The organism is Halobellus marinus (genome assembly GCF_032113415.1).
GTDB classification, from domain to species: domain Archaea; phylum Halobacteriota; class Halobacteria; order Halobacteriales; family Haloferacaceae; genus Haloquadratum; species Haloquadratum marinus.
Window position 1 is genome coordinate 3,372,995 of the sequence record NZ_CP134946.1, and the last position, 17,482, is coordinate 3,390,476.

18 protein-coding genes are annotated in these 17,482 nt (G+C 65.7%); 13 read left to right on the forward strand and 5 right to left on the reverse strand.

What is annotated here, in order from left to right; all coding sequences use genetic code 11:
- The first annotated feature begins 36 nt into the window (after window positions 1-36).
- From pan2 to RJT37_RS16750, 6 genes are all read left to right on the forward strand, one after another.
- Window positions 37-1,266, forward strand: coding sequence for a proteasome-activating nucleotidase Pan2 (gene pan2 / locus RJT37_RS16725; protein WP_313686231.1), 1,230 nt, complete (start codon window positions 37-39; stop codon window positions 1,264-1,266).
- A 94-nt stretch (window positions 1,267-1,360) separates the two neighbouring features.
- Window positions 1,361-1,831 (forward strand): pyruvoyl-dependent arginine decarboxylase, encoded by a 471-nt coding sequence (locus RJT37_RS16730; protein ID WP_313686233.1) that lies wholly within the window; start codon window positions 1,361-1,363, stop codon window positions 1,829-1,831.
- Window positions 1,832-2,087: 256 nt separating this feature from the next.
- Complete coding sequence (locus RJT37_RS16735; protein ID WP_313690028.1) at window positions 2,088-3,779, forward strand: Na+/H+ antiporter NhaC family protein; 1,692 nt, start codon at window positions 2,088-2,090, stop codon at window positions 3,777-3,779.
- Window positions 3,780-3,982: 203 nt separating this feature from the next.
- Window positions 3,983-4,573, forward strand: a complete 591-nt coding sequence (locus RJT37_RS16740; protein WP_313686234.1) for a hypothetical protein — start codon at window positions 3,983-3,985, stop codon at window positions 4,571-4,573.
- A 143-nt stretch (window positions 4,574-4,716) separates the two neighbouring features.
- The gene (locus RJT37_RS16745) at window positions 4,717-5,097 is read left to right on the forward strand and encodes a DUF5811 family protein (RefSeq protein WP_311170700.1); all 381 of its coding nucleotides are present in this window, start codon (window positions 4,717-4,719) and stop codon (window positions 5,095-5,097) included.
- Window positions 5,098-5,110: 13 nt separating this feature from the next.
- Complete coding sequence (locus RJT37_RS16750; protein ID WP_313686235.1) at window positions 5,111-5,410, forward strand: hypothetical protein; 300 nt, start codon at window positions 5,111-5,113, stop codon at window positions 5,408-5,410.
- A 58-nt stretch (window positions 5,411-5,468) separates the two neighbouring features.
- Here RJT37_RS16750 and infB read toward each other — a convergent pair whose 3' ends face one another.
- Complete coding sequence (gene infB / locus RJT37_RS16755; protein WP_313686237.1) at window positions 5,469-7,283, reverse strand: translation initiation factor IF-2; 1,815 nt, start codon at window positions 7,281-7,283, stop codon at window positions 5,469-5,471.
- Between the two features lie 192 nt (window positions 7,284-7,475).
- Between infB and RJT37_RS16760 the strand changes: the two genes are divergently transcribed.
- Together RJT37_RS16760 and RJT37_RS16765 are read left to right on the forward strand one after the other, a co-directional pair.
- A complete protein-coding gene (locus RJT37_RS16760; RefSeq protein ID WP_311170703.1) occupies window positions 7,476-7,730 on the forward strand; it encodes a PRC-barrel domain-containing protein in 255 nt (84 codons plus the stop codon).
- A 15-nt stretch (window positions 7,731-7,745) separates the two neighbouring features.
- A complete protein-coding gene (locus RJT37_RS16765; RefSeq protein WP_311170704.1) occupies window positions 7,746-8,204 on the forward strand; it encodes an NOB1 family endonuclease in 459 nt (152 codons plus the stop codon).
- A gap of 62 nt (window positions 8,205-8,266) precedes the next feature.
- Here the strand turns inward: RJT37_RS16765 and RJT37_RS16770 are convergent, their stop codons facing one another.
- Window positions 8,267-9,016 (reverse strand): CPBP family intramembrane glutamic endopeptidase, encoded by a 750-nt coding sequence (locus RJT37_RS16770; protein ID WP_313686239.1) that lies wholly within the window; start codon window positions 9,014-9,016, stop codon window positions 8,267-8,269.
- A gap of 280 nt (window positions 9,017-9,296) precedes the next feature.
- Here RJT37_RS16770 and RJT37_RS16775 point away from each other — a divergent pair, with 280 nt between their 5' ends.
- Window positions 9,297-9,710, forward strand: coding sequence for a DUF6276 family protein (locus RJT37_RS16775; protein ID WP_313686241.1), 414 nt, complete (start codon window positions 9,297-9,299; stop codon window positions 9,708-9,710).
- Between the two features lie 23 nt (window positions 9,711-9,733).
- On the opposite strand, the gene prf1 is transcribed toward RJT37_RS16775, so the two are convergent.
- Window positions 9,734-10,984, reverse strand: coding sequence for a peptide chain release factor aRF-1 (prf1, locus tag RJT37_RS16780; protein WP_313686243.1), 1,251 nt, complete (start codon window positions 10,982-10,984; stop codon window positions 9,734-9,736).
- A 209-nt stretch (window positions 10,985-11,193) separates the two neighbouring features.
- On the opposite strand from prf1, the gene minD reads away from it, so the two are divergent.
- Both minD and RJT37_RS16790 read left to right on the forward strand, forming a co-directional pair.
- Window positions 11,194-12,822, forward strand: a complete 1,629-nt coding sequence (gene minD / locus RJT37_RS16785; RefSeq protein WP_313686244.1) for a cell division ATPase MinD — start codon at window positions 11,194-11,196, stop codon at window positions 12,820-12,822.
- Between the two features lie 56 nt (window positions 12,823-12,878).
- Window positions 12,879-13,013 (forward strand): hypothetical protein, encoded by a 135-nt coding sequence (locus RJT37_RS16790; RefSeq protein ID WP_313686245.1) that lies wholly within the window; start codon window positions 12,879-12,881, stop codon window positions 13,011-13,013.
- 33 nt (window positions 13,014-13,046) lie between these two features.
- On the opposite strand, the gene argS is transcribed toward RJT37_RS16790, so the two are convergent.
- Window positions 13,047-14,801, reverse strand: coding sequence for an arginine--tRNA ligase (argS, locus tag RJT37_RS16795; protein WP_313686247.1), 1,755 nt, complete (start codon window positions 14,799-14,801; stop codon window positions 13,047-13,049).
- 303 nt (window positions 14,802-15,104) lie between these two features.
- Between argS and RJT37_RS16800 the strand changes: the two genes are divergently transcribed.
- Together RJT37_RS16800 and ribB are read left to right on the forward strand one after the other, a co-directional pair.
- Window positions 15,105-15,815 (forward strand): DUF120 domain-containing protein, encoded by a 711-nt coding sequence (locus RJT37_RS16800; RefSeq protein WP_313686248.1) that lies wholly within the window; start codon window positions 15,105-15,107, stop codon window positions 15,813-15,815.
- Entirely contained in the window at window positions 15,812-16,519 is a 708-nt protein-coding gene (ribB, locus tag RJT37_RS16805) for a 3,4-dihydroxy-2-butanone-4-phosphate synthase (RefSeq protein WP_313686250.1), read from the forward strand. The genes RJT37_RS16800 and ribB overlap by 4 nt, the downstream gene beginning before the upstream one ends.
- Here the strand turns inward: ribB and RJT37_RS16810 are convergent, their stop codons facing one another.
- Window positions 16,520-17,410 (reverse strand): NAD-dependent epimerase/dehydratase family protein, encoded by an 891-nt coding sequence (locus tag RJT37_RS16810; protein ID WP_313686252.1) that lies wholly within the window; start codon window positions 17,408-17,410, stop codon window positions 16,520-16,522.
- Window positions 17,411-17,482 lie beyond the last annotated feature (72 nt).

Below are 17,482 nucleotides of genomic sequence, written 5' to 3' on the forward strand. Positions count from 1 at the left end.
GGCACATTTACGCCCGAGTCTAAGTGCTGTTAACTGATGTCCCGGAGTCCGTCGCTCCCAGACCGCCCACGTCTGGACCTCGATCCTGAGATGTCGGACGCTGAGCGTCTCTCGGCGATCCGCCAACATTTCGAACGCCTCCTCAGCGTCAACGAGGAGCTCGACGAGCGCCTCTCGACGGCGACCGATCGCCGCGAGGAACTGCAGGAGGAAGTCGAGCAGCTGAAGCGCCGCAACGAGACGCTGAAGACCTCCTCTCTGTATCTCGCGACCGTCGAGGAACTGACCGAGGACGGCGTCGTGATCAAACAGCACGGCAACAACCAGGAAGTGTTGACCGAGGCGTCGCCCCACCTCGACAGCGAACTCGAAGCGGGCGATCGGGTCGCGATCAACGACTCCTTCGCGATCCAGCAGCTGTTAGACGACGAGACCGACTCCCGCGCGCAGGCGATGGAGATCGACGCCTCGCCGATGGTCTCCTACGACGATATCGGCGGGATCGACGAGCAGGTTCGAGAGGTCCGCGAAGCCGTCGAGGATCCGCTGACGAACCCCGAGATGTTCGAGAAGGTCGGCGTCGAACCGCCCTCGGGCGTGCTCCTGTACGGACCGCCCGGGACGGGCAAGACGATGCTCGCGAAGGCCGTCGCCAACGAGACCGACGCGACGTTCATCAAGATGGCCGGCTCCGAACTCGTCCGGAAGTTCATCGGCGAGGGCTCGCGGCTCGTCCGCGACCTGTTCAATCTGGCTGCCGAACGCGAGCCAGCAGTCATCTTCATCGACGAGATCGACGCCGTCGCCTCGAAGCGGACGGACTCGAAGACTTCCGGTGACGCGGAGGTCCAGCGGACGATGATGCAGTTGCTCTCGGAGATGGACGGCTTCGACGACCGCGGCGACGTCCGGATTATGGCCGCGACGAACCGCTTCGATATGCTCGACGAGGCGATCCTCCGGCCCGGTCGCTTCGACCGCCTCATCGAGGTGCCGAAGCCCGACGAGGCGGGCCGCAAACACATCCTCGAGATCCACACCCGCGAGATGAACGTCGCCGACGACGTCGACTTCGCCGACCTCGCGGCGTCGCTCGAGGATTACTCCGGCGCCGACATCGCCGCGCTGGCCACGGAGGCCGGGATGTTCGCGATCCGCGACGGCCGCACCGAAATCAGGCGGTCGGACTTCGACAACGCCTACGAGAAGATCGAGGACGTCGAGGCCGGCCCGACGATTCCGGGCCCGCGGCCATACCAGTACTGACGCGGGTGCCGAAGCGTCGCTCCACCGACTACCGGGATCGCTTTCTCCCGTCCCAATCCGTAACCGCTTATTCGCTCCGCCGTCGATGTCGTGTATGAGCACCATCCGGATCGTTCGCGGTGTGGGCGATGCGCCCACCAAAATGGCGTCGTACGACGCCGCACTCGCCGCCGCGAACGTCCACAACTACAACCTCGTCCCCGTCTCCTCGGTGATCCCGGCCGACGCGACGGTCGAGGCGGACGACACCGCGCCGGATCTGGGACCGGCGGGCAACCGCCTCACGGTGGTGGAAGCACGCGCGACCACCGGGGGAGTCGGCACCGTCTCGGCGGGACTCGGCTGGACGACCGGTCCGGGGCCGGGTCTGTTCTACGAGGCGACCGGCGGGGATCCGGCCGCGGTCCGGCGGAGCGTGGAGGTCGGACTCGACGCCGGCCGCGACCTCCGCGAGTGGCAGTTCGACGACGAGCGAGTCACCGTCACGACCGCCGAGGCCGACGGCGAGGGCTACACGACCGCCGTCACGCTCGCCGTCTACGGGCAGAGCGAACCGATCATCTGACACCCGTGAGGGACGTCCGCTAGCCGTCTCCGCCGGGCTTCCTTGCCTCTCCGAATCTACTGATTCGGCAGTTCTACCGCTGATTCTGCTTGATTAGTTCACAGACGGCATTTTCGCCGGACGAAAATTCATATAAATTTAATCAACTAAGGTGAAATAAACACTTATTATACATACTCTGACTGGTTCGAATATGGCCAGTGCAAGTTACGGCCTGCTCGCACTGGCGCCACCACTCCTGGCGATCGTCCTCGCGATGACCACGCGGCAGGTACTGGTGTCGCTGTTTGCGGGCGTCTGGATCGGCGCATTGATCGTGGCAGAATGGAACCCGATCGCCGCCACCGCGCTCACGATGGACTGGCTCGTGGAGGTGGTTCGGTCCCCGTTCGACACGAAATTCATCCTGCTGATTATGTTTATGGGCGCCGGCGCGGCCTTCATCTACCGGTCGGGTGGGATTCTCGCGCTGGAACGGTGGATCGGCGACCGAGTCGACACGGCGCGCGAATCGCAGATTCTCACCTGGCTCATCGGCGTGTTCATCTTCTTCGACTCCTACACCAGCACCGTCGTCACCGGGAACGCAACCCGGGAACTCTCCCAGGAGAACCGTTCCTCCCGGGAGATGCACTCCTACGTCCTCGACTCGACGACGTCGCCGGTGACGACGTTCGGGCCGGTCTCGAACTGGATCGGCTTTCAGGTGTCGATGATCATCGCCGGCTTCGAGGCGGCAGCGGTGACGGCCTCGGAACTCGGGATGACTCCCTTCGGACTGTTCTTACAGAGCATCCCGTGGAACATCTACTGCTTTATGGCGTTCTTCATGGTCGGGCTCATCTCCATCACCCAGCGGTTCTTCGGCCCGATGCTCGACGCCGAGTGGCGGTCGCGCTCCACCGGACAGACGATCCGGGAAGACGCCACCCCGCTCTCGGACGTCTCCCAGGACGTGGGTGAGCCGAGCGAAAAGAACCCCTCGCTCGTGAACTTCTTCGTTCCGATCGTGGTGTTGCTCGTCGTCGGCCTCGTCTCGATGTGGTGGCTCGGCGGCGGCTATCAGCCCGACGTCGACATCGCGACGGCGTTCCAGGAGACGGACGTCGCCCTGGGACTGCTGTACGGGGCGTTCGCGTTTATGCTCGCGGGCTTCGTCGGCTCCCTCGGCTACCGGACGATGGATCTCGACGAGGCGGGCGAAACGATCATCGACGGCTTCAAAACGATGAACATCGCCATCGCCATCATCGTACTCGCGTGGGCCATCGGCCTCGCGGCCGAACAGGTCGGCACCGCGCAGTTCATCGTGGACACGATGGTCGGCAGCGGCCTGCCCGGCTCGTTCCTCCCGGTGATCATCTTCCTCGCGGCGATGTTCGTCGCGTTCACGACCGGCACGTCGTGGGGGACAATGGCCATCCTCACCCCGCTCGCGATCCCGCTGGGGTACGAACTGGTCGGCCCCTCGGTCCTGCCGGTCCTGATCGGGGTGCTGTTCGGCGGCGCCATCTGGGGTGACCACAGTTCGCCGATCAGCGACACGACGGTGATGTCCTCGATCTTTGCGGGCTCGGACCACATCGACCACGTCAACACCCAGATTCCCTTTGCCGGAACGGCCGCCGGCGTCACGCTCATCGTCCTCGTGCTGTACGGGATCGGACTCCAGACGCCCTACGTCGCGCTCCCGCTCGCGTTCGTGCTGACGGCTGTCGCGGTGTTCGCGCTCAACAAACTCGACGCGAAACGCAAGGGACTCCCCGAGGTGATGCCGACGAGCGAGGACATCGAGTCCGGCGCGGTGGACGTCGACGCCGTCAACCGCGGGGACGTCGACGGGGTCGACGTCAGTCACGATCACCTCTCGCTGGTCCCGGTGGTCGCGGTCGTCGTCGTGCTCGCGTATCTCGCCCTCGTCTTCGCGTTCGCGACGCTCGGGGGCTGAGCCTTTTCGACAGCCGCCTTTCATAACACGGGAAGCCGCGACATCTAGGGTCGGCTCCCTGGGAAACGTCCAATTTCGGTCGATGGAACCGGTAGCGACCGATCGCCGTCCGCACCTCTGACCGACTGGAGCGATGACGGGGCGCAGGCTGCACACGCCGACCGGCCGTAGAGTTTTGATCGCCGTCGGTGTAGCCACAGCCGATGAGCGACCAGCACATCCACTTCATCACGACAGGCGGGACGATCGACAAGGATTACGAGGCTGGTCGGGGTGTGCGGAACTTCGTGATCGGCGAGCCGGCCGTCGAGCGGATGCTTGATACTGTCGGACGTAACTATCTGGAAATTCTCGGCACCCCGAGGTGCCGAAATATTCCACGAACGTACGTCCGACAGTATGAGTCGTTGACTCCGCCGCCGAACTTCGAGTACAGCGTCGAATCACCGGTGAGGAAGGACACCCTCGACCTGGACGACGACGACCGGGCGGCGATCGCCGCGGCTTGCGAGGGGGCTCCGAGCTCGCGGATCGTCATCACCCACGGCACCGACACGATCGTCGACACCGCACGGGAGTTACCCGAAGGGCCGACGATCGTCCTCATACTGTCGGACACAACTGTTTCAAGATATTTGCCGCACGGGGCGGCGAAATTCTTCATAGACTTGTGTCCGACAGTATCACTGGTGCGGTCCGGCCACAGCGGATGCGGGGGTCCGACGCCGAATTCAATCTCGGGACCGCGATCGGTGCCGTGCAGCCGCTCGATCCCGGGACGTACGTCGCGATGAGCGGCAGAGTGTACCCCACGATGACGTGCGGAAGACCGAAAGTGGGCAGTTCGTCGAGCGGTGAGCGGGAGAATCCCGCCCGAGGTTTTGATGACGCCAACGGCTTTATAACACGTGCCCCCCTATGTCCGCCACTCATCGAAATGAACGGAAACAACCCATACGCGGGCGCTCCCGGTGTCGTCGACGCCGGCCGGCCCGAGGACGTCGAACTCTCCGCGGCGCAGGTACGACGGCTTCGAACCGCCGTCGCGGGCATCGTCTCCCGGACCGAGACGTACCTCCCGGATGGCTACGCGGTCGGGTCGGAACTCACCTACGGCGCCAACGGGCCGCAGGCGACGGTCGCGGTCCGACCGCCCGCCGGTCGCCCGGTCAGTGCGGGCTTTACGCCCGACGAAGAGGATCTCGAATCGGGCCTCACCGACGAGGACCGCGACGAGGTCGCCCGCGGCCTCGCTGCCTCGGCGGCGCTCCAGGTGATGAACACCGTCGGCGACGGCCTGACGCCGACAGCGCGGTAGTCGCAGTCGGCGGATGGAGTACTCCGCGGCGTTCGACGCCGATCTCGCAGCGCTCGAGGCCGCCGCGATCGATCTGGCCGAACGTCACGAGGCGGGGCCGGTCGACGCCACCGATCGCCGGGACTTCGTGGCCAACATCGACCACCTCGTCAACACGTATCCGCTCTCCTTCGAGACCGTTCGCGCTCACGCCGAACACATCAAGCGGATGTACCGGAATCGAACGAACGAGAATACGGTCCGCAAGCGGATCGACACCGAACACCAGGCGTTCGTGGCCGACGTCTGCGACGACTACGATCCGCAGTTCTGAGGTCTCTCCGGGAGAGTCCGCGTCTTACGGCTGTTCGAAAATCACCGACGAGTCACGCTCACTTCCCCCAGAAGGGGTCCCGCTTCCGATGCATATCGAGGTAGTTCGTCAGCGCCTCCAGTTCGTCGGCAGGGATCTCGTCTTTCAGTTCCTGTTCGAGGATCTTCGCGTGCTTCTCGGGGAGTTCGATCCACAGTTCGTCGCCCTCCTCGATCTGGCGACCGACCGTCGGCCCGTCGATGGCGACGGAGACCCGCGTGCCGGACCGGGCCTCCGAGACGTCCTCGCCCTGCTCTTGAATCCCCGATAGCTGGCCGACGCGGGTCGGTTCGTTGCCCTCCCACTTCACGACGTTCTGGTTGTTCTTCACCGTCCCCGAGACGACCTCGACGCCGACGACCGCCGGGTCCGACTGCCGGAAGGTGTGGTCCTCGAGGATCCGGAAGCGTCCCGGTCGAACGATCTTGTCGAGGACCGTCTCCTGTTGGGCCCGTTCGATATCCTCGACGAAGGCCTCGTACTCTTCGACGAGCTGATAGATCACGTCGTCGGCGAACAGCGTCACCTCGCTGTCCTCCAGTTCGTCTTCGGCGTTCGAGAGGACGTCGACGTTGAAGCCGAGGATGACCTGGTGTTTGTCCTCGTTCGCAGTCGAGGCGACGGTGACGTCACGCGGGGCGACGTCGCCGACCTCCGCCCGGAGGATCGGCACCTCCGCTTCCCGCAGGGCGTTCGCGATCGCTTCGAGGCTGCCGAGCGTGTCGGCCTTGACGACGACGCCCTCCTCCTCGGTCGAGACCTGGATATCCGCGAGTTCGGCCTCCACCTCGTCGATGACTTCGCTGCGGTCCCGGTCGCGGATCACCCGGATCGGTGCGCCCGCCATCGCGTCGTCGAGGTCGGGCGCGGCGACCTTGACCCCGGCGGCGGCGCGGGCTTCCTCGACCTTCTCGAAGCGCTTCTCCACCCGGATTTCCGCGTTCGGCCGGGGCTGAAGCAGCGCCCGCACCTCGGTCACAATCGGTCCGTCGAGACCGCCGACGACGACCGTATCGTCCGCGCGGATACTTCCATCGTAGAGCACGACGTCGACGGTCGCTCCGAAGCCGCGTTCGTCTTTCACTTCGAGGACCGTCCCCGCCCCCGGCCCGTCGACGTCGACGGCCATCTGGTCTTTCATATACCGCTGGGAGAGACCCATCAGGACCGCAAGCAGATCCGGGACGCCCTCGCTCGTGATCGCCGAGAGGGGAACGACGCCGACGTTTTTCGCGAAGTTCTGGACGCGCCAGTAGAGGTCCGCCGAGAACCCCTTATCTGAGAGTTCGCCGATGATCTCATAGAGGTTCTCGTCGAGACGACTCCGGGCGCTGTCCGACTGTTCGTCGTAGGTCTTCTGGATCGGCTGCCCGTCGTTCGGATTCCACCCGGGTGTCGTGTCGATCTTGTTGGCGGCGACGACGAAGGGGGTGCCGGTCCGCTGGAGGATCTCCAGGGCCTCGACCGTCTGCGGCTGGAAGCCGTCGTTGACGTCGACGACGACGACCGCGATGTCGGCCAACGCGCCGCCGCGGGAGCGGAGCGTTGTGAACGAGTGGTGCCCGGGGGTGTCGATGAAGAGCAGGCCGGGCAGATCAAAGTCCGTGGGGTCGACGAGGCTCCCGGCCATCTCCGAGACGGTTTCCAGCGGCACCGCGGTGGCGCCGATGTGCTGGGTGATCGACCCTGCCTCGCCCTCGCTCACCGCCGATCCGCGGATGGTATCGAGCAGCGTCGTCTTGCCGTGATCGACGTGCCCGAGGACGGCGACGATCGGTGTCCGTAACGCGGTCGGTTCGGCCGTCGAGGCAGCGTCGGCGTCAGTGTCAGACATAGAGAATCACCCCGGAAAAGTTCCTTGTCTGTAGTAGACTGCTGGACTGTAGTTAAGTCCATCGTCATCCACGGACGGCGTCGTCTGGCCGGGTTTCGCTGATCGATGCCGACGCGGGCCGGGCCACCGATTCGCCCGCGACCGCGTCAGACGCCCGTGGAGTTTATGTAATCGTACGCAGTATCGGAGAGTATGCCGGACGAACTCGCGGAGAACCTCTCCGGGAAAGAAGTGATGACCTCGAACGGCACCTACATCGGGGTCCTGCACAACATCGAGATGAACGTCAAAACCGGGACGATCAGCGACCTGTTCGTCTCGCCGTACGACGACGTCGACACTGACAAGCACCGCTTCGAGACGGCTGAAGACGACGGCGAGCGGAAGTTCAATATCCCCGTTTCGCGCGTCCGAAGCGTCGACGACTGCATTGTCGTAGAACAGTAACGCGAGCGAGGTCAGATGCACGTTCTAGATTCTTCGGCGTTCATCCACGAGTACCACACGACAGACGACATCGCGTCGATCCCGATGGTCCGCGAGGAACTGGAGGGAGAGGCGTCCTATCGCTTCGACGCCGACGAGGGGTCCGGGATGCACATCCACATCCCCGCCTCCGGCACTGTCGAGAAGATCAAACGGGCCGCCCGCGAGACGGGCGACGAGGAGACGCTCTCGGAGACCGACGTGCGACTCCTCGCGGCCGCGTTCGAGCTCGACGGCGTCCTCGTCACCGACGACTACGCGATGCAGAACGTCGCCGACCGGGTCGAGGTCGACGTCCAGATCATCGCCCGGGAGGGCATCTCGGAGACCCGCGAGTGGACGTTCCAGTGTCAGGGCTGCGGCCGCGAGTTCGACGAGGAACGCGACCGGTGTCCGATCTGCGGGACGGAACTGGCGCGGAAGAATCCCGCGTGAGAGGGGTCCGTTCTCTGCCGCCGCGGTCGAATCTACCAGGTCTCCCGCGATCGGACCGAAGCCTACCACGCGACGAGCCCCGTCGTCGTCGCGTAGACGGCGGCGAACTGAACGGTGTTGAACAGTCCGTGGACGACGGCTGGGACGACGAGGTTCTCGCTTTTCTCGTAGACGACCCCGAGGACGCCCCCGAGGACGAGCACGGTCGCAAGGGTCGCCAGCAGGCCGTCGCCGCTGTAGGAGGTCACGTGGATCGCTGCGAACACCGCGCTGGCGCCCGCGACCGCGACCGCGGGGCCGTACGCGCGGCGGAACAACCCCTGGACGATCCCCCGGAAGATCAGTTCCTCGGTCGGCCCGACGAGCAGGATCGTCACCGGAATCAGATACAGGAAGTAGATCGGCTGATCGCTGCCCTGTGCGACGATCGCGCTGTCGGCGCCCTCGATACCCAGCGCGCTCAGTCCCGCGGCGACGACCACGTACAGCGCGATGAGGCCGGCAAACCCGCCGGCGAGCCACTTCAGATCCGCGCGCGTCGGCGTGCGGACCGGGACGAGATTGACCTGATCGGTCACGAGGAGAAAGCCGACACCTGCGATTCCGAATCCGACGAACTGGAAGGCGCTCCGCAGCGCAAGCCCGAGTGCGCTCTCGCGGGCGATTCCCGCCGCGTCGAGCAGCGGTGTTCCCAGGGAGACGGCGATCGCGGCGAACAGGACCACCAGCGCGACGACGACGAAAGCGCCCCCGAGCGCGCGGAGGTGGGTTCGCAGGCCGCCGCTCGAACTCGTGTGAGCGTCCGGTGCCATTGGTTGGTCGAGATAGGCCGTCGGCGCGAATAGGGATGCCGATCTCTGCTGTGCCGTGGCCGCCGAGGGTTTATCAACGATGCCGGGGCCACCCACCCTGTGACGTAGCTATCGCCCCGCGTCGGGAAGCGGTTGCTCGGCACGTCGACGCGGGGAGCGGAGAGTGTGCCGACTGCTCGCCCACCTACGTCCCGCCGGACAGTCAGCGATGCGTCGTCGACGTCGGTACCTCTCCGGCCGGAGCGACAGCATCTTGCCCGCGTCCACCCTATCCGGATCTATGCCCGAGGATTGCCCCGAGTGCGAGCGCCCCCTCGCCCGGATCGAGGTTCCCGCTGACCTCCGCGAGTTCGCCCCCGACGGCGCGCCAGTGGTCGGGTGTTGCCCGCGCTGCCTCCGGACGTTCCCGGCGGATGCCAAAACGGACACCGACGCGGACGACGACAGCGGAGACAGCGCTGATCTGCCGCCGGCGATCCCCGACGGTGACGGCGGCGTCGCCCTGCTGCTCGCGCTCGGTCGGCTCGATTCGCTGGCGACGAACCGCCCGGCGATCCAGTCGCTGGTCGAAGCCGCCGAGGCCGCAGGTGTCGACGTCTTCCTCGCCCTCGATCGACTCGCGGCCGACGAGTCGGTCGACGCACACGCCGATCTGGGGCGTCGTCGGCGACAACTCGAATCGCTGCTGGAATAGTCCGCTGGGCTCCCCGACGCCGATCAGACGCCGGTCGAGTACCGCAGAATGCCGGCGATCCCGCCGAAGGCGTCGTAGAGCTGTTCGCCCTTCTCGAAGTCCGTCGAGATGAACTTCGTCTCGGTGCCGCGCTGTTCGGCGATCGCCATCAGGTGTTCGATGACGTCCTCGCGCCCTTTCTTTTCGGCCTCCTCGCCGCACTCGCTACAGACGTGTCCGGGGTCGCTGTGGCGGCTGTCGACGACCTCGTACTCCTCGTGGCCGTTCGGACACTCGTAGATCACGACGTCCGAGCGGAGGTCCTCCGAGAGGAGGAGCCGATCGACCGAGCCCATCATCAGGTTCTTGCGGGTCGGCTCGAACCCGTAGGTCGCCTGCTCACCGGTGTGGAGGTTCTCGAAGAACTCCTCCATCTCGGCTTTGTCCTTCATCACCTCCTGGTCGGCGAGGACGTCCTGGGCGGCGTCGACGAGGTCGTAGAGCCCCGACTCGTCGGTGTAGGAGACGTCGAACTTCCCGATTACCAGATCCTGCAGTTCGTGGTGGAGGTAGTCGCCGTCGAGGAACTCGTCTTTGGTCGGCGAGGGACCGCCGACGAGGATGCCGTCCATCTCGTGGCGCTTCGGGACGTACAGGTCGTCGGCCATCCCGGCGACCTCCTGATAGAAGTTGTCGATCGCCTCCAGGCGCAGGCGGGCGAACCGCTGGGCGGACTGTCCGCCCTTCCGCTGTTTGCCCGGGACGAGCGACGACGCGGACTTGACCGGCTCGACGCGCTTGCCCTTCAGCCACCCGACGTTCGCCTCCCGCCGGTCGAGGACGATCAGGCCGAACAGGCCCTTGTCCGTCAGCATATCCTCTAACGGCTGGGTGAGGAAGTTCGAGTCGCAGTGATAGCGGAATGACTGGATCGGCTCCGGCGGGCTTTCGAGCACGCGCGTCACCATATCCGTCTGGCCGCCGCCGGCGTCGACCGCGCCGGAGAAGATCACCAGCCCGTTGTCCGGCGGGTAGGTGTCGTAGTAGCGGAGGCGGTCTTTGATCGACGTCAGCGCGTCCTGGACGTTCGTCCGCGTCTGCTTGGACTTGATGTTGGACGCCTCCGAGTGTTCCTGGGTGACGTGGGCGACGACGGAAGAGATCTGCTTGTCCGGGGGGATGTAGATCGTGACGAGCTGTGTGCCGGAACCCTCGTAATCTTTGAGTTCCTCGATGACCTTCCGGAACTCGTACTTCCGGCGGTCATCGTTCACCTCGTCGGCGTCGGTACTCATTACCCGTTCTAGTCCTGCCGGGAGGTAAGTTTGTGTCGGTCGGCCCTGATCGATCGACCGTCTTCGGCGGCCCCAGACCTGTCCAGCCGACCTTCCTCGCTGGGGCAGCTTTCTCCTGTCCGGAGCGAAACGTCAATCAACGAGACCGCCCGGTCGAAACGCCCGATTTCCGGACAGATTTATAAGCCCGACGCGGGAGTCTCGAAACTATGGGACGCGTGTACGCAGTCGTCAGCGCGAAAGGGGGGGTCGGCAAGACGACGACGGCGGCGAACGTCGCCGCGTCGTTAGCCGCCGCGGGGTCGAGCGTCGTCGCCGTCGACGCCGACCTCGGGATGGCAAACCTTGCGAACTCCCTCGGGGTCGCCGTCGGGGACGTGACGCTCCACGACGTGCTGGCCGGAACGGCCGACGTCGAGGCGGCGATCCACGAGGGACCACACGGGATGGCCGTGATCCCGGGAGCTACGGATCTCGACGCCTTCGCGGGCGCGGATCCGGAAGGGCTCGAACCGGTGCTCGCAGAACTCCGCGACCGGTACGAGTACGTAATCCTCGATACGGGCGCGGGGCTCAGCAACGATACTGTCGTGCCCCTCACGTACGTCGACGAGGCGCTGCTCGTCTCGACGCCGACCCGCGACGCGCTCGGCGACACCGACAAGACGCGACAGGTGGCGGATCGACTCAACGTGGCTGTGGCGGGCGCCGCGCTCACTCGCGCTGATCCGTCGGCCGTCGACGACGATGCTGTGGTTGAACTGCTCGACGCCGCGGTCCTGGCGACGATTCCCGACGCGCCGATCGTCGCCCGCGCGTCGGACGCCGGCGAACCGCTCACGACGTTCGCACCGGGGAGCGAGGCGGCCGCCGCCTTCCGCTCGCTTGCCGCCGCGCTCACCGGCGAGAGCGTGGAATCCGACTCACTTCCCGAGACCGGGGCCGAATCGGCCGCGGCCGATGCCGAAAGCGACCCGGAATCGACGGAGTCGCCCGATGTCGAAGCGACGGAGACGTCGGCAGAGTCCGACGCACCTGGTGAATCGACGGGATCCGAACCTGCGGTCGCTGATGCTTCGGCTTCGGAAGACCCGGGTTCGGACGCTTCGGTGTCAGAAGAGCCCGCGTCGGAGGTAGATCCGAATGAGGATATCGTCGTTGCGGGCACCCACGAAGAGGACCTGCCGCCGGACGCGACCGCACCGGAGGACGAGGTGGATGCTGAAGAGTCTCCGCCTGAGCCGGGTTCCGACGCCGAGGACGACGAAGACGCGGAACCCGCCGCCCCGGACGCGGAGCCAGCCTCCGAGGAGTCCACTGCCGACAGCGACGAAACGACAGAGGATGTCGCGGTCGAGACTGACGACGATTCCGCAGCCGAGACTGACGACGATTCCGCAGCCGAGACTGACGACGATTCTGCAGCTGAGACTGACGACGATTCCGCAGCCGAGACTGACGACGATTCCGCAGTCGAGACTGACGACACGAAATCAGGCGAGGACCTCATCAGTGCCGCAGCCGAGGCATCTGCTGTCACTGAGGTACCGGAAGACGAGGATCCGCTCGTCGAACCCGCCGACCCCGACGAGGTGATGGCAGGCAAACCGGACGTCGGGAGTGGCGAGAGCGGTGTTTACACCACGTCGCTTGAGGATGCGGAATCGTCGGAGACCCCCGAATCCGACGATGTCGGTGGCGAAGAGTCCGACCCCGATGACGAGTCTCCTGACACTGAGGCCGATTCCGGCGAGACCGACGGCGCCGCGGCAGAGACAGACGAGGACAACGGCGACGGCAAAAAGAAGAAAGGCCTGTTCAGCCGGTTTTTCGGTTGACACCTCGACGCGACGAAGCGGGAGCTTCTTTTATCCGGGTGTGGTGAGTCGTCGATATGGCAGCGAAAGATACGCGCGTTCCTTTCTGGTGGCTCGTGCTGTTCCTCATTTTGGCGATCGGCGCCGGGGTCGGAGCAGTGATGGCGGTCGGCGGTGATCTGATGGGAAGTATTCTCCTTCCCTTCGTGTAGCACCTGGCTTGAAAGCGCAACCGCTGAATCCGCCTACATCGATTCGGGAGCTTCGATCCCGAGTACATCGAGTGCGTTCGCGACGGTGTGCCGGGACGCTTCGACCAGCGCCAGCCGCGCGGCCGCGACCGCCTCGTCGTCGGCGTTGAGCACCGAGCACTCCCGATAGAAGGTGTTGAAGATCTCGGCGAACTCGCGGGCAAACGTCGCGACGACGTGCGGTTCGAGGTCCGCGGCGCTTTCTTCGATGACGCCAGGGAACCGCGCGATCTCGCGGAGGAGCGCGCGTTCGGCGTCGGTATCGAGGACCGAGACGTCGGCCACGGGCTCGATTCCGGCCTCGGCCGCCTCGCCTTCGATGCCACAACAGCGTGCGTGGACGTACTGGACGTACGGGGCCGACTGCGCCTCGAAGTCGAGCGCGCGTTCCCACTCGAAGGTGATCCCCTTCGTCGGCTGCTTCGAGACGATATCGTAGCGGACGGCGCCGATCCCGACCTGCCGAGCGATGCGGTCGATGTCCTCGTCGTCGAGTTCGTCGTTCCGGATGCGCGACCCCAGCCGTGCTTCGACCTCCTCGCGGGCCCGACGGACCGACTCCTCTAAGAGGTCGTCGAGGTCGACGCCGGTCCCCTCGCGGGTCGACATTCCGCCCTCGGGGAGGTTGACCCACGAGTAGAAGGTCTGTCTGAGCTTCTCGGTGTCGTTGCCCAGGATCTCCAGCGCCGCTTCGAGCTGTTCCGCCTGGAGCTTGTGGTCTTCACCCAGCACCGTGACCGCCTCGTCGAAGTTCGCGAACTTCCACTCGTGGTGAGCCAGGTCCCGGGTCGTATACAGCGTGGTGCCGTCCGAGCGAAGGAACACGAGGTTCTTCTCCAGGCCGAACGGCGAGAGATCCAGCTGCCAGGCCTCGTCCTCGTAGACGGCGTGTTCCGAGTCTTTCAGCCGCTGGACGACCTCGTCGGCGTCGCCGTTGCGGATGAATTTCGTCTCCTTGACGAAGCGATCGAACTCCGCGGGCAGTCGTCCGAGAGACTCCTGCATTCCTTCGAGCACCTGGTCGACGACGGCAGCGACTCGCTCGAACGTCGCCTCGTCGCCCGATTCCAGTCCCTGCATAATGTCGGCGATCTCCGCTTCTGCGGCCTCGACTGCCGCCTCGTCGGCCGAGTCGAGGAAGGCGTTCCCTTTCCGGTAGTAGCGCACGAGGTCGTAGTCGGCGCCCTCCCGTTCCGGCTCCGGGAGATCCGACTCGTCGAACGTCTCGTAGGCCCACGTGAAGACGGCCACCTGCCGTCCGGCGTCGTTGACGTAGTAGTGCGTCTCGACGTCGTTCCCGGCGTATTCGAGCAGACGGGCGACGGCGTCCCCGTAGATCGGGTTCCGGGCGCGACCGACGTGGACCGGGCCGGTCGGGTTCGCGCTCGTGTGTTCGACGACTACCGACTGCCCCGTCGCGGGGAGCGTCCCGTAGGTCTCCTCGCGGGCTGTCGTCAGCGTGTCTGCGTAGTACGCCTCCGAGACGTAGAAGTTCACGTACGGACCCTGCGTGTCGACGCGGGCGATGTAATCGTACGCTCCGGGGTCGATCTCGGCGGCGAGGTCCTCGGCGACCGCGGGTGGCGCTGCGTCGACGTCGCCGGCCAGTCGGAACGCGACGCTCGACGCCAGCGTCGCCGGGACGTCCTCGGGCGGTTCCTCGACACCCAGGTCGTCGACCGGGAGGTCGAGGGCGGTCAGCGCCGCCTCGACCGCCGTCTCGACCTCCGAGCGGAAGGCTCTGAACATACTCCTCGTTCCGGAACGCCAACTAAAGGCCTTTCCGAACCACGCCGTCCGTTTTTGTTTTAATTTTACCACCGCCTTCCTCCTCAGGTGCCCGAAGCCGGAGTATGGACATCGTTCACGGTGTCTATCCGTCGTTCTCGCTATCCGAGATCGACACCGACGCTTTTAGGCTCCGGAGATCACAGATTCGAGATAGGTCCTGTACTCGTTACTCCCCGAGTGGTCCTGTCCGCCTTTATCTCACTTCTGGTATGCATTCCATAGCCGTTATCCTTAACACGGCCCCGGAACTACCTTCTCGTAATGTCAGAATCGGCAGTCACCGCCGTCGGCAACGACGAACTGACGGCGCTGAAGATCGTCGCCCTCGAGGGCGCCCGGTCGGGCCCGGTCAAGATCTCCTGTTCCGGGCTCGCCGAGCGGCTCGACGCCTCGAACCAGACCGCTTCGCGCCGTCTGCAACGACTCGAGGATGCGGGGCATCTCGAACGGGACGTCGTGGCCGACGGACAGTGGGTGTCGCTGACCGAGTCCGGCGAGGCGGCGCTCCACCGCGAATACTCACACTACCGACGGATCTTCGAGGGGACCGATCCTTCGACGGTGGAACTGACCGGGACGCTCACGAGCGGGATGGGCGAGGGCCGCCACTACATCTCCCTGTCGGGCTATATGGAGCAGTTCGAAGAGCGGCTCGGCTACGAGCCGTTCCCCGGCACGTTCAACGTCGACCTCGACGAGGAGAGCGTCCGGGCCCGTTCGGCGATGTCGTCGCTTTCGGGCGTCGCGATCGACGGCTGGGAGGACGACGAGCGGACGTTCGGCCCGGCCACCTGCTACGCTGCGACCGTTGCCGACGGGGAGACCGTCGCGGAACCGACGCACATCATCGTGCCCGAGCGCACCCACCACGACGAGACGCAACTCGAGATCATCGCCCCCGTACGGCTCCGGGACGAACTCGCCGTCGAGGACGGCGACGAGGTCACCATCTGCGTGGAGGCGGTTCGATGACGCGAACGACGACTGACGTCGCGGTCGACTCCGGGGCCGACGACGCTGTCGAGCGCGCGATTGCCGCGTTCGGTGCGGGGGAGCCGGTGTTGATCCACGACGCCGCCGACCGCGAGGGCGAAACGGACATCGTCTATCCCGCAGGTGCGGTCGATTCCGAAGCGGTCGCCCGACTCCGCCGTGACGCGGGCGGGCTGATCTGCACTGCCGTCTCCGACCCCGTAGCGGAAGCCGTGGGCCTGCCGTTCCTCGAAGACGAAATCGATCACCCGGCGGCGGCGGATCACGACCTCACCTACGACGATCGATCCTCGTTTTCCCTACCGGTGAACCACCGCGAGACGTTCACGGGGATCACCGACGACGACCGGGCGCTCACGATCCGGCAGCTGGCTGCCGCGGCCAAGACAGCCCGAACCCCCGGCGTCGAGTACGACTCCTCGGACTTCGCCGCTGAATTCCGGACGCCCGGCCACGTCCACGTCCTCCGTGGCGCGCCCGGACTACTTGCGGACCGCCGTGGTCACACTGAACTGGGGTTGGCGCTCGCGGACGCTGCCGACCTGCCACCTGCTGTGGTCGTCTGCGAGATGCTCGACGCCGATTCTGGGGGCGCCCGAACGCCCACGAGCGCACGCGAGTACGCCCGCCGCAACGACCTCGTCTACGTCGAGGGCGCAGACCTCACCGAGCGACTGGCATAGTCAGCGGTCCAGTTCCCGCCAGCTCCGTTCGGGCTCCCAGCCGACCAGCCGCTGGGCCTTCGTCGTCGAGACCAGCGACTCGTGATCCTCGAACGACCGGTTCGTGTCCGCGTCCGGGTACACCGACTCGACCAGTTCGGCTGTCGGCGTGGACGTGGTCGTGTCGGCCGCGACGGCCCAGAACCGCTCGTGGCCCGCGAACGTTGCTTCGACGCAGTCCCGGATCAGGGCTGCGGCGTCGGCACGGTGTAGATACGCAAACAGCGTGTTGCGCGCGACGTGGAAGTCACCGCCGTCGCGGATGGCCGACACCGTGCGATCGGGCTCGATGAACTCCGCCCGCATCTGGGACTCGCTGGGCATCCACGGAAACCGCAGCGAGGCGATCGTCTCCGGCGCACCGGCCCGGCGGGCGAAGCCGTCGGCGACGATTTCGAGCGTCTGCTTGCCGATGCCGTACGGGTTCGACGGGGTGAGTCGATGGGACTCCCCAACCGGCAGGGCGTCGATTCGGGCCGGATCGGGCTCGAACGCGCCGCCGATCACCGAGAGGCTCGACGCGAGGACGACGGTGTCGATACCGAGTGCCTCCGCGGCTTCGAGAACGACGTACGCGCTCTGGGCGTTGCTCTCGAAGACGACGTGGTCGGGAGCGCCGCCTGGTTCCGACAGCATCCCGAGGTGGACGACAGCGTCGGGACGGGCGGTCGCGAGCGCCCCGTACAGGTCGCCCGCGTCCGTCGTGTCCGCCCGAACGTCCCGGTCGGCGATCTCGGAACCGCCGCGCCGGGAGACGTTGACGACCTCGTATCCCGCTTCTTGGAGCGTCTCGACGACGGACGGCCCGATTCGTCCGGTCCCGCCCGTGACCGCGACAGCCGGATCGCTCATCACGTCCGCCTACGCCCCTCTCGCGGAAGAAGTTCGTGAATCCAGTTCGCCTACTGTTTTATACCCTAGGGT

Bases quoted from the DNA above. Each gene is read 5' to 3' on its own strand.
- RJT37_RS16745 (WP_311170700.1), top strand. From the start codon at position 4,717: ATGAACGGAAACAACCCATACGCGGGCGCTCCCGGTGTCGTCGACGCC.
- RJT37_RS16730 (WP_313686233.1), top strand. From the start codon at position 1,361: ATGAGCACCATCCGGATCGTTCGCGGTGTGGGCGATGCGCCCACCAAA.
- pan2 (WP_313686231.1), top strand. From the start codon at position 37: ATGTCCCGGAGTCCGTCGCTCCCAGACCGCCCACGTCTGGACCTCGAT.
- RJT37_RS16790 (WP_313686245.1), top strand. From the start codon at position 12,879: ATGGCAGCGAAAGATACGCGCGTTCCTTTCTGGTGGCTCGTGCTGTTC.
- RJT37_RS16740 (WP_313686234.1), top strand. From the start codon at position 3,983: ATGAGCGACCAGCACATCCACTTCATCACGACAGGCGGGACGATCGAC.
- ribB (WP_313686250.1), top strand. From the start codon at position 15,812: ATGACGCGAACGACGACTGACGTCGCGGTCGACTCCGGGGCCGACGAC.
- infB (WP_313686237.1), bottom strand. From the start codon at position 7,283: ATGTCTGACACTGACGCCGACGCTGCCTCGACGGCCGAACCGACCGCG.
- RJT37_RS16810 (WP_313686252.1), bottom strand. From the start codon at position 17,410: ATGAGCGATCCGGCTGTCGCGGTCACGGGCGGGACCGGACGAATCGGG.
- minD (WP_313686244.1), top strand. From the start codon at position 11,194: ATGGGACGCGTGTACGCAGTCGTCAGCGCGAAAGGGGGGGTCGGCAAG.
- RJT37_RS16800 (WP_313686248.1), top strand. From the start codon at position 15,105: ATGTCAGAATCGGCAGTCACCGCCGTCGGCAACGACGAACTGACGGCG.
- RJT37_RS16735 (WP_313690028.1), top strand. From the start codon at position 2,088: ATGACCACGCGGCAGGTACTGGTGTCGCTGTTTGCGGGCGTCTGGATC.
- RJT37_RS16765 (WP_311170704.1), top strand. From the start codon at position 7,746: ATGCACGTTCTAGATTCTTCGGCGTTCATCCACGAGTACCACACGACA.
- RJT37_RS16775 (WP_313686241.1), top strand. From the start codon at position 9,297: ATGCCCGAGGATTGCCCCGAGTGCGAGCGCCCCCTCGCCCGGATCGAG.
- prf1 (WP_313686243.1), bottom strand. From the start codon at position 10,984: ATGAGTACCGACGCCGACGAGGTGAACGATGACCGCCGGAAGTACGAG.
- RJT37_RS16750 (WP_313686235.1), top strand. From the start codon at position 5,111: ATGGAGTACTCCGCGGCGTTCGACGCCGATCTCGCAGCGCTCGAGGCC.
- RJT37_RS16760 (WP_311170703.1), top strand. From the start codon at position 7,476: ATGCCGGACGAACTCGCGGAGAACCTCTCCGGGAAAGAAGTGATGACC.
- argS (WP_313686247.1), bottom strand. From the start codon at position 14,801: ATGTTCAGAGCCTTCCGCTCGGAGGTCGAGACGGCGGTCGAGGCGGCG.
- RJT37_RS16770 (WP_313686239.1), bottom strand. From the start codon at position 9,016: ATGGCACCGGACGCTCACACGAGTTCGAGCGGCGGCCTGCGAACCCAC.